The following is a 13,384-nucleotide window of genomic DNA, read 5'->3' as shown; positions in this document are numbered from 1 at the left end:
TCGACACGGCTGTTGGGGACTACTCCCTTTCGAGGCAGGACGCTAGCGCAGCGATCGCGCCCGCCCCAAACCGAGGGGACGGGCGCGATCGTCGTGCGCGAGCGGGATCCGATGGGATCCGGTGGGATCAGCCGGCCGGCCAGGTGGCCGTGGTGACCTCTCCCCCGCGGACCTCCACGGTGAGCAGGACGTCGTCCTGCCCCTTGTGGAAGAGGTGGTAGCGCCCCTCCTGGAGCTCGGGGAAGACCAGCGACGGGACGACGCCCGACGCCGTGGGCCGGGCGACGACCGCGACGTGCGGGCGGTGGTGGTGCCCGTGCCCGTGGTCGTGATCATGACCGTGGTCGTGACCATCGTGATCGTGATGGTCGTGACCGTGGTCGTGCCCGTGCGCCATCGGCTGGCCGTCGGCGCGGTCGATGTCGATCTCCTGGTCGATCATCGAGGCCGGCGTCGTCACGATGAGCGCGCCGACGTCGTCCCCGATGTCCAGGAGCACCGAGCCCTGGCCCGCCCACGGGTTCTCGGAGGTGGCGGCGCTCACGACGCCTGGTCCACCGAGGTGGTGCCGGGGGTCGTCTGGTAGCCGCCGCCGGGGTGCCCGAGGTACGGGAAGCTGTCGAGCAGCGGCGAGTTGGTGTAGGACGAGCCGTCGGCCACCGACCCGACGACGGAGTCGACGGTGTAGCTCTTGTCGACCAGCGGGATCGTCGCTCCGGCCACCGCACGCAGCGCGATGGTGGTGACGTCGTCCTCGAGCCGCCGCCCGTTCGGGAACCCGGCGAGGTCGCCGCCGACGACGCCGAGCTCGCTCACGTTCGCCTTCGCGGTCGGCTTGATGGCCAGGTTCAGCCGCAGCATGTCGGCCTGGGTCTTGCCGGTGTAGTTCGCGAAGCCCGGGACGATGCCCTTCGGGATGCCGGTGAGCAGGATCGCGGCGAGGTCGGCGCGGTCCTTGGTGTAGGCCTTGAGGTTCGGGAACGCCCCCGGGTAGAGCACCGGCAGCAGACCGGCGAGCTCGGGCTTGGTGACGTACTTGGCGTAGGTGGCGTCGTCGGAGGGCTCCGAGGCGTTCCACTTGTCCTTGCGGGCCATCGGGACGAGGACCTCGTTGAACAGCGGGTTGGCCAGGCGGGAGACCTGCTTCCACGGACCGTTGCCCTTGTAGGTGCCGGTGGCCTCGTCGTAGACCCGCGACGCCCGACGGCTCGCGGTGGCCCACACGCCGATCGTGGAGGCGCTCGACTCGGGGTTGGTCGGCACCGTGCCGTCGCGGGTGAGCTCGCTGATCGGCACCTGCACGGCGATGGTGTGGACGTTGTAGGACTGCACCGAGTTGATGCCGTCCATCTTCGCCAGCGGGATCAGGTGCGCCTGATTGAGCGGACGCAGACCGCCGAGGTCGAAGATCGAGCCGAGGTCGACCCAGAACGCGTCGGCCCGCTGTCCGGCGAAGGCCTTCGCGCCGCCGGGCAGGTTGGCGATGGCCGACGTCGCGAGCTGGGCGTAGTTCGGGGTGCTGCGCGGCCCGACGTTGACGGGCGGGCAGGGCAGGCCCCGCGCCACGAAGGAGCTCTTGCCGTCCTTGCGACGCAGGATCGAGTACGTCTGCGGACGGTTCCAGGCCGTGCTCGTGAGCGAGGTGATCTGGCCGGTGTTGTAGAGGAAGGTCTCGGGGTTGCGCACCTTCGTGCTGAACCGGAACTGGTAGGTCAGGTTGGCCTGGGCGCCGGGACGGTTGGCGATGTGGATCTCGTAGAGGACGTCGTCGCCGAACTCGAAGAAGTTGGGACCGCTGTCGGGCTTCTGGAGGGGGATGAAGTTGGCGATGATCGTGACGAACGACGGCCGGTCAGGGCTGACGAACGCGTAGACGTCCGTGCTGTCGGCGACGGGGTCCTTGGAGATCTCCGGGGCTTCGCGGTGCGAGGACATCAGCGACCTCCCGCCGCGTTGAGGATGCGGGTGACGAGGTCGCGGTCGCGCAGCACGACCTCGCGCTCGCCCACGTGCAGCCGGACGCGGTCCGCGCTGGCGTCGTCGATGATCGCGACGACGGGCTCGGTGGCCCGGTCGGCGCGGGGAACGGCGGTCGCCGCGCTGGCCCGTCCCGCCGTCAGGCTGATCGCTCCGGCGGCCGCACCGGCCCCGGTCATCGCGATCAGTCCTCTCCTGCTGGTCTCGCTCATGACGCTCCTTCCGGCCGCCGCGTCGCGACGGCTCCCGATGGACGTGGTGATCCACGCCACAACGCATTCGACGCCGACGGCCCATCGGATGGGAAGGGCGGCACCTCATCCGATCGGGTGCCTGGAGGAGACGGTGGGCGCAGAGGGATTCGAACCCCCGACCGCTGGTTTGTAAGACCAGAGCTCTACCGCTGAGCTATACGCCCTCGACCGCGGACGCCGGGTCCGAGGCGGCGCTCAGCCTAGCCAAGCGGGGCCGCTGCTCGCCCGGCGGCATCACGGGCTGGAGAAGCGAAGAGCCGGACCGCTGGCGTCTCGGGTCACCAGCGGTCCGGCAAGAAGAACACTACGGGGGCGCCCAAGGGCTGTCCGGCGAACGGCCGAAACACCGGGGAGATGTCCGGATCCTGGACCAAGCGGGCTAGACGACCGCCGCGAGCTGACGCAGGTGCTCGTCGAGGTCGCGGCCCTCGGGCATCGCGTTGTGCACCGACCAGCGGAGCATGCCCTCCTTGTCGACGACGTAGGAGGAGCGGCGCGGGGCGCCGGTGCGCTCGTCGAAGACGTCGTAGGCCCGGGCGACCTCGCCGTGCGGCCAGAAGTCGGAGAGCAGCGGGAAGTTCAGGCCGTCGGCATCGGCGAAGGCGCGCAGCGCGAACATCGGGTCGCACGAGATCGCGAGCACCTCGGTGTCGAAGGTGACGAACTCGTCGAGCCGCTGCCGGATGCCGGCCATCTCGCCGGTGCACACCCCGGAGAACGCGTAGGGGTAGAAGAGCAGCGCGACGGCCTTGGTGCCGCGGTAGTCCGAGAGCGTGACGTCCTGGCCGAACTGGTCGCGCAGGGTGAAGTCCGGCGCCGGCCCGCCGAGCACCAGACCGGCCTCGGCCGGGGCGCCGGTCGGCGCATCGGGTCGGGTCACGAGGAGGTCAGCTCCCGCTTGAGGACCTTGCCGGTGGCGTTGCGGGGCAGCTCGTCGAGGAAGACGACGTCGCGCGGCACCTTGTAGCGCGCCAGGTTGTCCTTGACCCAGGTGCGCACGTCGTCGTCGGAGAGGCTCTCCCCCGGACGCACGACGACGAAGGCGCGCAGCCGCTTGCCGAAGTCGGGGTCCTCGACGCCGATGGCGGCGACCTCGACGACCGCGTCGTGACGCGCGATGCAGTCCTCGACCTCCTTGGGGAAGACGTTCTCGCCGCCGGAGACGATCATCTCGTCGTCGCGGCCCTCGACGTAGAGGCGGCCGTCGGCGCCGAAGCGGCCGACGTCGCCGGTGGACATGAGGCCGTCGACGACCTCCTTGCTGCCGCCGCCGGTGTAGCCCTCGAAGAGCAGGCCGTTGCCGACGAAGATCCGGCCGGGCTGGCCGGCCGGAACCTCGCGGCCCTGCTCGTCGAGGATCTTGACGATCGTGGCGTACGGCGGGTGCCCGGCGGTGCTCGGCGCGGCACGCAGGTCGCCCGGGCCGGCGATGGCGGCGTAGGCGACCTCGGTGGAGCCGTAGGTGGAGTAGAGGTTGTCGCCGAACTGGTCCATCCAGGTGAGCGCGAGGTCGCCGGGCAGGGCCGAGCCGGAGGAGGCGACGACCTCGACCGAGGACAGGTCGTGACGGTCGAGGGTGTCGGCCGGCAGCGCCAGGATGCGCTGGAGCATGACCGGGATGACCACGAAGGAGGAGCAGCGCTCCTGCTCCAGCACGGCCAGCGCCGACTCGGGGTCGAAGCGGCGCCGCAGCACGATCGTGGACCCGAGCAGCATCGAGAGGGCCAGGTGGCCGAAGCCCCAGGTGTGGAACAGCGGCGCGGCGATGTGGGTGCGCCAGCCGTAGCGCAGCGGCAGGCCGGAGAGCAGCGAGACCGCCGCCTCGACGCCGGCCTCGCTGCGCGGGGCGCCCTTGGGCGTGCCGGTGGTGCCGGAGGTGAGGATGACGATGCGCGCGTGCCGCTGCGGCGGCGTCAGGTCGGCGGGGTCGTGCGCGGCGATGAGGCCCTCGAGGGTCGGCAGGCCGTGGTCGTCGGTGTCGGTCCAGGCCAGGACGCGCTGCGCGACCGAGGACTCCCCCACCAGGCCGTCGAACTCCTCGTCGTAGACCAGCACGGACGGCTGGTCGCGCTCGAGCACCTCGCGCAGCTGCGGGCCGGCGAAGGCGGTGTTGAGGTAGAGGATGTCGGCGCCCAGCTTGGCGGCGGCGTTGGTGGCGTCGATGAAGCCGCGGTGGTTGCGGGCCATGATCGCGACGCCGTCGCCCTCGCCGACGCCCATCGCGGCGAACGCGCGGGCCAGCGCGTTGGAGCGGGCCTGCATCTGGCCGAAGGTGACCTCGCCGAGCTCGTCGACGATGCCCACGCGATCGGGCTCGCGGATCGCGAGGCTGGCGAAGCCGCCGGCGGGGCCGGGGCCCCAGTCCGAGAGCGTGCGCGCCAGGCGCGCGAGCACCAGCGGCGAGTACGGCCGGATGATGCCGGCGCGCGAGAGGACCTTGAGGCTGGTGCCGGCCGCGGAGGCGCCGGAGACGAGCTTGTTCAGCACGGGTGGACTCTAGCCCGCACGGGTGGTCGGGACGCACCCCCGACCACCGCCGGTGGACGTCGCGATGCTCACCTCGAGGCCGGCCTCGACGCCGGCCTCGACGCGCGGGACGGTCCGCGGCCGCACGGGCCCTCTCAGGAGACGGACTTCGGCGCGACCAGGCGGGTGGCCGACCAGTCCTTGCTCACCGAGGCGGTGGTGGTCTGCGAGAGGCCCGCGATGGGCGCGGCCTCGGCGATGTCGGCGGGGTCGACGGCGCCGGGACGACCGACCTTCGGCGTCAGCAGCCAGATGGACCCGCCGCCGACGAGGTCGGTGAGGGAGTCGACGAGGCCGTCGACGAGGTCGCCGTCCTCCTCGCGCCACCACAGCAGCACGGCGTCGACGACGTTGCCGTAGTCGCCGTCCACCATGTCGGCGTCGATGAGGTCCTCGATCGAGACCCTCAGGGCGTCGTCGGTGTCCTCGTCCCAGCCGAGCTCCTGGACGACCTGGCCCGGGGCGAACCCGAGCCGGGCGGCCGGCCCGGCGGCTGCTGCGTCACCGGTGGTGTCACCGGCCGTGCCGGTCTGGGTGGACCCGCCACCCGCGGTCGCGCTCAAGGGTTCCTCCTGATGCTCATGCTCTGGCCCGGGTCGCTCCCGGGTGGTGAGTAGTCCAGCGGATGTGCGAGGGCCGCGCAACCTCTTCGCACAGGTCCCTGACATCTTCTGCCGGCCCGAGTGCCCCGGAGAAACCGCAGGTCGCGACCGTCGAGGGTCCGATCAGGGCGTCCCTGAGGCGCCCCGGGAGGGCTCCGGCGAGCGGCATATCGGACGTCGTGGACCGCACTCCGGTGAGCCTGGCGGACCCGCGTCCCGCACCCCTCCGGACGTACTCGCGGGTAGATTCCTCAGCGCGGATTCGCGTGCCACGATGAGGGTGTGACCGAGGAAACCACCACGCCTTCAGGCACGACTCGCACCGGCGGCACCCCGTCGGTCATCCACGAGGGACTGCCCACCCAGCTGCCCGACATCGACCCGGACGAGACCCACGACTGGCTGGACTCGTTCGACTCGCTGATCGCCGACCGTGGCCGCTCCCGAGCGCGCTACCTGATGCTGCGCCTGCTCGAGCGGGCCCGCGAGATGCAGGTCGGCGTGCCGGCGCTGCGCAGCACCGACTACATCAACTCCATCCCGCCGGAGCGCGAGCCGTGGTTCCCCGGTGACGAGGAGGTCGAGCGCCGCATCCGCGCGTTCATCCGCTGGAACGCCGCCGTCATGGTCTCCAGCGCGAACCGCAAGGGCCTGGAGGTCGGCGGCCACATCGCCACCTACCAGTCCTCCGCGAGCCTCTACGAGGTCGGCTTCAACCACTTCTTCCGCGGCAAGGACCACGAGGGCGGCGGTGACCAGGTCTACATCCAGGGCCACGCGTCGCCGGGCATCTACGCCCGCGCCTTCCTCGAGGGCCGGCTCTCCGAGGAGCAGCTCTACCGGTTCCGCCAGGAGGTCCAGCACGGCCCCGGCGCCGGCCTCTCCTCCTACCCGCACCCGCGGCTGATGCCGGAGTTCTGGGAGTTCCCGACCGTCTCCATGGGCCTGACCGGCCTCAACTCGATCTACCAGGCGCGGTTCAACCGCTACCTGCAGAACCGCGGCGTCAAGGACACCTCCCAGCAGCGCGTGTGGGCCTTCCTCGGCGACGGCGAGATGGCCGAGCCCGAGTCGCTGGGCGCGATCCGCATCGCCGCCCGCGAGGAGCTCGACAACCTCACCTGGGTCATCAACTGCAACCTGCAGCAGCTCGACGGGCCGGTCACCGGCAACGGCAAGATCATCCAGGAGCTCGAGGCCAACTTCCGCGGCGCGGGCTGGAACGTCATCAAGGTCGTGTGGGGCCGTGAGTGGGACCCGCTGCTGGCCCGCGACGTCGACGGCGTCCTGGTCAACCGGATGAACACCACCCCGGACGGCCAGTTCCAGACCTACAGCACCGAGGACGGCGCCTACGTCCGCGACCACTTCTTCGGCTCCGACCCGCGCCTGCGCGCGATGGTCGAGCACATGAGCGACGGCCAGATCTCCAAGCTGCCGCGCGGTGGTCACGACTACCGCAAGGTCTACGCCGCCTTCGACGCCGCCACCAAGCACGTGGGGCAGCCGACGGTGATCCTGGCCAAGACCATCAAGGGCTGGACGATCGACGCCCTCGAGGGCAAGAACGCCACCCACCAGATGAAGAAGCTCACCCAGGACGACCTGCGCAAGTTCCGCGACCGGCTCTACCTGCCGCTCTCGGACCGCGACCTCGCCCGGGCCTACGAGGAGACCGGCACCGCGCCGTTCTTCCACCCCGGCGAGAAGTCCCCCGAGATCGAGTACATGCTCGAGCGCCGCGCCCAGCTCGGCGGCTCGCTGCCGCGCCGCGTCGTGCGCGCCCAGCCGCTCAAGCTGCCCGGCGACGCCGTCTACTCCGAGCTCAAGCAGGGCGGCGGCAAGCACAAGATCGCCACCACCATGGCGGCCGTGCGCCTGCTCAAGGACTGGATGAAGGACCCCGGCATCGGCGCGCGCATCGTCCCGATCGCGCCCGATGAGTACCGCACCTTCGGCATGGACTCGATGTTCCCGAGCGCCAAGGTCTACAACCCGCAGGGCCAGCTCTACGACTCCGTCGACCGCAAGCTGCTGCTCAGCTACAAGGAGTCCGCCTCGGGCCAGATGCTCCACGAGGGCATCTCCGAGGCCGGCGCGATGGCCTCGGCCACGGCCGCGGGCTCGGCGTACTCCACGCACGGCGAGCACATGATCCCGTTCTACATCTTCTACTCGATGTTCGGGTTCCAGCGCACCGGCGACTCCATCTGGGCCATGGCCGACCAGCTCGCCCGCGGCTTCCTCGTCGGCGCCACGGCCGGACGCACCACGCTCACCGGCGAGGGCCTCCAGCACGCCGACGGCCACTCCCCGCTGCTGGCGGCCTCGAACCCGGCGATCGTGCACTACGACCCCGCGTTCGCCTACGAGGTCGGCCACGTCATGCGCGCCGGCCTGGAGCGCATGTACGGCTCCACCGAGGAGCACCCGCACGGCGAGGACGTCATCTACTACCTCACCGTCTACAACGAGCCGGTCGAGCAGCCCGCGGAGCCGGCCGACGTCGACGTCGAGGGCATCCTGCGCGGCGTACACCGCGTCTCGGTGGCCGACAACGAGGGCCCGCGCGTGCAGCTGCTGGCCTCCGGCGTCGCCTACCCGTGGATCAAGGAGGCCGCGCGCCTGCTCCGCGAGGAGTGGGGCGTCGCCGCCGACACCTGGTCGGTCACCTCGTGGAACGAGCTGGCCCGTGACGCCGTCGCCGCGGAGGAGCACAACCTGCTCCACCCCAGCGACACCCCGCGCACGGCGTACGTCACCGACAAGCTCCAGGGCGCCGGCGGTCCGTTCGTCGCCGTCTCGGACTACATGACGGCCGTCCCGATGCAGATCGCCCGCTGGGTGCCCGGCGACTACTGCGTCCTGGGGGCCGACGGGTTCGGCTTCGCCGACACCCGCCCCGCCGCCCGCCGGTTCTTCCACATCGACGCCGAGTCGGTCGTCGTCCGCACGCTCCAGGCGCTCGCGGACGCCGGCGAGATCGACCCCGCGCTGGTGCAGAAGGCCTTCGACCAGTACCGCATCGACGACCCCACCGCGGTCGCCGACCGCAAGCAGGAGGGCGGCGACGCCTGACGTCGTGCCCGCCTCGGAGGGGGTCTCGCGCTGCGGCGCGGGGCCCCCTCCGGCGTCCGAGCCCCGGTCACCGACTCGAGGAACGCCCCGGAGAACGACGAAGGCCCGACCATCTGGTCGGGCCTTCCGTCCTCTGCTCCCCCGGTTGGACTCGAACCAACAACCCTGCGATTAACAGTCGCATGCTCTGCCAGTTGAGCTACAGGGGATCGCTTCAGGAGCGGTGAGTACCGTACCAAGACCGGCGTCCGGCCAGAAATCGGGGTGGCCCCCGATGACGGCCCCGGGTCAGGGGTCCAGGCCGAGCTCACCGGCGAGATCCGCACGGGCCCGCGCGACGGCCTCCCGGACCGCGGGGCGGTCGGGGTCGAGACCGGCGTCGAGGACGTCGGTGAGCACCAGGGAGCCGTCGCCGCGGCGGCGCACGGCCACCCGCACGCCCAGGCGCCCGGAGATCGGCACGTGCCGCTGCAGGACCACCGAGGCGGTGACCCGCTCGCGCACCAGCTGCAGCAGGCGGGTGGCGTCGACGAGGTCGAGGACGAGGGTGCGGTCGTCGGTGGTGCGGACGGTGAGCCGCTCCTCCTCGGCGTCCCAGCCGGCCTCGTCGACCTCCTCCCAGGCCACCCGCCCGGGGCCGGGGACGTAGAGCGCGCGCAGCGTGCCGGCCACGACGCCGCCGTCGCGGGTGGGCGCGGAGGCCAGCGCCCGCTCCCCCGCGGCGATGGCCAGGGCGGTGAGGTCGGGGCCGGTCGAGCGACCGAACAGCCGGCTCACGCGGGCCCCACGATCCGGTCGCGCAATCCCCGCCGGTGCTGCTCGAGGGTGGCCAGCTCGGCGAACATCCGCTGGTAGCCGTCGGGGTCGTCGACGGGGTTGGTGCGCTGCAGCCGCGACTTCACGTCGGCGATGCGACGCTGGGCGGTGAGCTCGAGCAGCCGGAAGACGTGGACGGCGACGTAGCCGGCGTCGGGATCGCGGGCGGTGAGCAGCGGCTCGACGGCCAGCGCGGAGACCGCCGAGGCGACGAGCGGCTCCGTGGCGGCGTCGCGGACCCGGCCGGCCCAGGCGGCGTCGCCCGATCCGGCGGCCGGCCCGCCGGCGGCGGCCACGAGCTCCCAGACGGCGCGGTAGATCGGGTGGGTGAAGTCCTGCGGGCCGATCTCGGCGGTGCTGCGGCCGATGGCCATCGGGTGCTGGAGCACCAGCTTGAGGGTCTCGCGCTCGAGGGCGAAGCGAGGGTCGCGCAGGTCGGGCAGCTGGCGGGGCGGCTCCTGGCCCTCCCCAGGCGCGGCGGTCGGCGAGGGCGCCTGCCGGCGGGGCGGCGCCGCGGACTCGCCCCGGGCGTTGCGGGCGGCCGCGCGACGCACCTCGGCGCTGGCCTGGTCGGGGTCGACGCCGACGAGCTGGGCCAGCTCGCGGGCGAAGGCGTCGACCTTCGAGCGGTCGCGGACGCTGGAGACCAGGCGCGCCCCCTCGCGCAGGGCGTCGATGCGGCCGTCGGCGCGGTCGAGGTCGTGGCGGCCCACGACGTTGGCCAGCACGAAGCGGTACAGCGGCACCCGGCCGGCGACGAGCTCGCGGACGGCCTCGTCGCCCTGCTGCAGGCGCAGGTCGCAGGGGTCCAGGCCGCTCGGGGCGACCGCCACGTAAGTCTGGGAGACGAAGTTCTGGTCGCCGCCGAAGGCGCGCATCGCGGCCTTCTGGCCGGCGGCGTCGCCGTCGAAGGTGAAGATGACCTCGCCGCGGAACTCGTCCTTGTCGTGGAGGAAGCGGCGCAGCACCCGGGCGTGGTCGTCGCCGAAGGCGGTGCCGCAGGTGGCGACCGCGGTGGTGATGCCGGCGAGGTGGCAGGCCATGACGTCGGTGTAGCCCTCGACGATGACCGCCTGCGCACCGCGGGCGATCTCGCGCCGGGCGAGGTCGATGCCGTAGAGCACGTGGCTCTTCTTGTAGATCGTGGTCTCGGCGGTGTTGAGGTACTTCGCCTCGATGCGGTCGTCGTCGAAGATCCGCCGCGCGCCGAAGCCGATGGTGTCGCCGGTGGCCTCGCGGATGGGCCACATGAGGCGCCCCCGGAACTTGTCGTAGGCCGAGCGGCCGACGGCGGTGAGGCCGGCGGCCACGAGCTCGTCGGTGCTGAAGCCGCGGCCGCGCAGGTGGCGCGTGAGCGCCTCGCCGTCGCGCGGGGAGAAGCCGACTCCGAAGTGCAGGGCGGCGGCCTGGTCGAAGCCGCGCTCGGCGAGGAACTGGCGAGCCACGAGGGCGTCGGGCCCGCCGAGGTGCTCGGCGTAGAACTCCTGGGCCTGACGGTGGGCGTCGACCAGCCGGCTGCGGCCCGGGCCGCGCGGACGATCGCGGTCGTCGTCGTTCTCGTCGCGCTCGAGCACCACGCCGGCCTTGTCGGCCAGCTGCTCGACGGCCTCGGCGAAGGAGAGGCCGCCGATCTCCATGACGAAGTTGATGACGTCGCCGCCGGCCTGGCAGCCGAAGCAGTGGTAGAAGCCGCGGCTGGGCGTCACGTGGAAGGACGGCGACTTCTCGTCGTGGAAGGGGCACAGGCCCTTCATCGAGCCGCCGCCGGCGTTGCGCAGGGTGACGTACTGCGCGACGACCTCGTCGATGCGGGCCTTCTCGCGCACCTCCGCGATGCTCTGCTCTCGGATGCGGCCGGCCACGAGCGCGATCCTACGGTCGCGGACCCACTCAGTAGTCGCCGGTCATCACGTTGTGGAGAGGCTCCCCCGCCGCGAAGCGCCGCAGCTGCGCTGCGACCAGCCGGCGGGCCCGCGGCCACATCGCGCTGCTGGCCCCGCCGACGTGCGGGGAGACCAGCAGACCGGGAGCCGACCACAGCGGGCTGTCGGCCGGCAGCGGCTCGGGATCGACGACGTCGAGCGCGGCGGTGACCCGCCCCGCGTGGAGCGCCTCGACGAGGTCGTCGGTGACCACGACGGGCCCGCGCGCGAGGTTCACCAGCAGGGCGCCGCGGCGCATCCGGCCCAGGAACGCGGCGTCGACGAGGCCGCGGGTCTGCTCGGTGAGCGGCACGATGAGGACGACGACGTCGGCCTCGGGCAGCAGATCGGGCAGCTCCTCGAGCGCGTGGACGCCCTCGCGCGCGGTGCGCGCGACCCGCACGACGGTGGTCTCGAAGGGCGCCAGCCGGGCCTCGATGGCCTGGCCGATGGAGCCGTGCCCGACCAGCAGCACGGTGCGGTCGGCCAGCGACGGGCGCCAGTGCGGCTCCCAGGCGGCGCGGTCCTGCGCACGGACGAAGCCGGGGACGCCGCGCAGCGAGGCGAGGATCAGCGTGAGCGCGAGCTCGGCGGTGGAGGCGTCGTGGATGCCGCGCCCGTTGCACAGGGCGACGCCCTCGGGCACCCGGCCGCGGACGTGGTCGACGCCGGCGGTGAGCAGCTGCACGGCCCGCAGCGAGTCCATGCGCTCCATGACCTCGCCGACCGAGGGGTCCATCCGATAGGGCGCGACGTAGAAGGCGACGTCGGCGACGGAGTCGGGCACGTGCTCGGTGGGGTCGACGACCTCGTAGCGCAGCCCGGCCGGCGGCTCGCCGAGCTCGCTGGGGTCGAACGGCAGCCAGACCAGGGGGCTCTCCGAGATGCTCATGCGCTCAGCCTGCCGCGCCGCACAACCGCGCATGCCACGAGACGGCCGTGACGTCGGTGAGCGAGGCGACCTGGTCGAGGACGACGCGGAGCCGGGCGGCGTCGTCGACGGCCTCGTGCCAGTCGTCGGCGAAGGGCCGGTCGAGGGCGTCGGGGCCGCGTTCGCGCAGCACCTCGACGAGCTCGGCCAGCAGGGTGCGCTGGCGCTCCATCTCGGCCAGCCGGTCGTCGGCCTGCATGACGTAGTGGGCGGCGATCGCCTTGAGCACGGCGATCTCGAGCAGCGTGCGCTCGGGGACGACGAGGTCGGCGCGATAGCGCACCAGCGGCCCGTCGGCGACCTGCGCGGTGGCCGACTGCACGGCGCCGCAGAACCGGCCGATGAGGTCGCTGGTGAGGTTCTTCAGCGCCGCCTGGGAGCGGCGTGAGCCGTCGTGCGGAGCGGTGGGCCAGCCGCCGACGCGGCGCAGGCCCGCGAGGACGTCGTCGAGCTCGGCGTCGTCGACGGCGCCGTGGACGCCCTCGTCGATCAGGCGCCACCCGCGCAGCGTCGCCCACACGGCGGAGGTGTCGAGGTCGTGCAGGGAGAGCCGGCCCGCGACGACGCCGTCCTCGACGTCGTGGACGCTGTAGGCGACGTCGTCGGCGAGGTCCATCACCTGCGCCTCCAGGCAGCGGCGGGCCGGGCGTCCGGCCCACGGGCCGGAGGGCGCGCCCTCGCGGAGCCACGTGAAGACGGGGAGGTCGTCGGCGTAGGCGCCGAACTTCGCGGCCGTGGGGCCCTCGGCCCCGCGCGTCCAGGGGTACTTGGTGCAGGCGTCGAGGGTGGCGCGGGTGAGGTTGAGGCCCACCGAGCGGCCCTCGGCGTCGAGGCTCTTGGCCTCCAGGCGCGTGAGCAGCCGCAGGGTCTGGGCGTTGCCCTCGAAGCCGCCGCAGGGCTCGCCGAGCGCGGCCAGCACCCGCTCGCCGTTGTGGCCGAACGGCGGGTGGCCGAGGTCGTGGGCCAGGGCGGCGGTCTCGGCGATGTCGGGGTCGCAGCCGAGGGCGCGGGAGAGGTCGCGCGCCACCTGGGCGACCTCGAGGCTGTGGGTGAGGCGGTTGCGGACGAAGTCGTCGCTCTGCGGGCCGACGACCTGGGTCTTGGCCGCCAGCCGCCGCGAGGCCGCGGCGTGCACCACGCGGGCGCGATCGCGCTCGAAGGGACGGCGCTCGGGCGCCTCCACCCGCTTCGGGGGCTCGGGCACCAGGCGGGCGCGGTCGGCGTCGTCGTAGTGGTCCATCGCGTCCGACCCTAGGGGGCCGGTCCGACACCGTGGCG

General features: G+C 72.6%; 11 protein-coding genes and 2 tRNA genes. 1 reads left to right on the top strand and 12 read right to left on the bottom strand.

Going from position 1 to position 13,384, the window contains the following annotated elements:
- Positions 1-127: 127 nt before the first annotated feature.
- The 7 genes from ACZDWJ_RS03305 to ACZDWJ_RS03275 all read right to left on the bottom strand — a co-directional run bounded on the left by ACZDWJ_RS03305 (position 128) and on the right by ACZDWJ_RS03275 (position 5,320).
- A complete protein-coding gene (locus tag ACZDWJ_RS03305) occupies positions 128-544 on the bottom strand; it encodes a hypothetical protein (protein ID WP_463519489.1) in 417 nt (138 codons plus the stop codon).
- The gene (locus tag ACZDWJ_RS03300) at positions 541-1,935 is read right to left on the bottom strand and encodes a DUF4331 domain-containing protein (protein ID WP_463519488.1); all 1,395 of its coding nucleotides are present in this window, start codon (positions 1,933-1,935) and stop codon (positions 541-543) included. Before ACZDWJ_RS03300 ends, ACZDWJ_RS03305 begins: the two co-directional genes overlap by 4 nt.
- A complete protein-coding gene (locus ACZDWJ_RS03295) occupies positions 1,935-2,189 on the bottom strand; it encodes a hypothetical protein (protein ID WP_463519487.1) in 255 nt (84 codons plus the stop codon). Before ACZDWJ_RS03295 ends, ACZDWJ_RS03300 begins: the two co-directional genes overlap by 1 nt.
- Before the next feature lie 134 nt (positions 2,190-2,323).
- Positions 2,324-2,395, bottom strand: a tRNA-Val gene (locus ACZDWJ_RS03290).
- Between the two features lie 215 nt (positions 2,396-2,610).
- Positions 2,611-3,111 carry a peroxiredoxin gene (locus ACZDWJ_RS03285; RefSeq protein WP_463519486.1) on the bottom strand — a complete coding sequence of 167 codons (501 nt, stop codon included), beginning with the start codon at positions 3,109-3,111 and terminating at the stop codon, positions 2,611-2,613.
- A complete protein-coding gene (locus ACZDWJ_RS03280; RefSeq protein ID WP_463519485.1) occupies positions 3,108-4,718 on the bottom strand; it encodes an AMP-binding protein in 1,611 nt (536 codons plus the stop codon). Before ACZDWJ_RS03280 ends, ACZDWJ_RS03285 begins: the two co-directional genes overlap by 4 nt.
- 134 nt (positions 4,719-4,852) lie before the next feature.
- The gene (locus ACZDWJ_RS03275; protein WP_463519484.1) at positions 4,853-5,320 is read right to left on the bottom strand and encodes a DUF3052 domain-containing protein; all 468 of its coding nucleotides are present in this window, start codon (positions 5,318-5,320) and stop codon (positions 4,853-4,855) included.
- Between the two features lie 381 nt (positions 5,321-5,701).
- On the opposite strand from ACZDWJ_RS03275, the gene aceE reads away from it, so the two are divergent.
- A complete protein-coding gene (gene aceE / locus ACZDWJ_RS03270; RefSeq protein ID WP_463519606.1) occupies positions 5,702-8,437 on the top strand; it encodes a pyruvate dehydrogenase (acetyl-transferring), homodimeric type in 2,736 nt (911 codons plus the stop codon).
- A 136-nt stretch (positions 8,438-8,573) separates the two neighbouring features.
- On the opposite strand, the gene ACZDWJ_RS03265 is transcribed toward aceE, so the two are convergent.
- From ACZDWJ_RS03265 to ACZDWJ_RS03245, 5 genes are all read right to left on the bottom strand, one after another.
- Positions 8,574-8,646 (bottom strand) — tRNA-Asn (locus ACZDWJ_RS03265).
- Positions 8,647-8,725: 79 nt separating this feature from the next.
- Positions 8,726-9,214: a hypothetical protein gene (locus ACZDWJ_RS03260; protein WP_463519483.1), complete on the bottom strand. Its 489-nt coding sequence runs from the start codon at positions 9,212-9,214 to the stop codon at positions 8,726-8,728.
- Positions 9,211-11,115 carry a DNA primase gene (gene dnaG, locus ACZDWJ_RS03255; RefSeq protein WP_463519482.1) on the bottom strand — a complete coding sequence of 635 codons (1,905 nt, stop codon included), beginning with the start codon at positions 11,113-11,115 and terminating at the stop codon, positions 9,211-9,213. The genes ACZDWJ_RS03260 and dnaG overlap by 4 nt, the downstream gene beginning before the upstream one ends.
- Before the next feature lie 28 nt (positions 11,116-11,143).
- Positions 11,144-12,067: a 2-hydroxyacid dehydrogenase gene (locus ACZDWJ_RS03250; RefSeq protein WP_463519481.1), complete on the bottom strand. Its 924-nt coding sequence runs from the start codon at positions 12,065-12,067 to the stop codon at positions 11,144-11,146.
- Between the two features lie 4 nt (positions 12,068-12,071).
- On the bottom strand, positions 12,072-13,346 hold the full coding sequence (locus ACZDWJ_RS03245; RefSeq protein WP_463519480.1) for a deoxyguanosinetriphosphate triphosphohydrolase: 1,275 nt from the start codon (positions 13,344-13,346) through the stop codon (positions 12,072-12,074).
- Between the last annotated feature and the right edge of the window lie 38 nt (positions 13,347-13,384).

It is taken from the genome of Nocardioides sp. B129/18 (assembly GCF_055282735.1).
The sequence above is the reverse complement of the archived record's forward strand: the minus strand, read 5'-3'. Positions and strand labels throughout refer to the sequence as shown.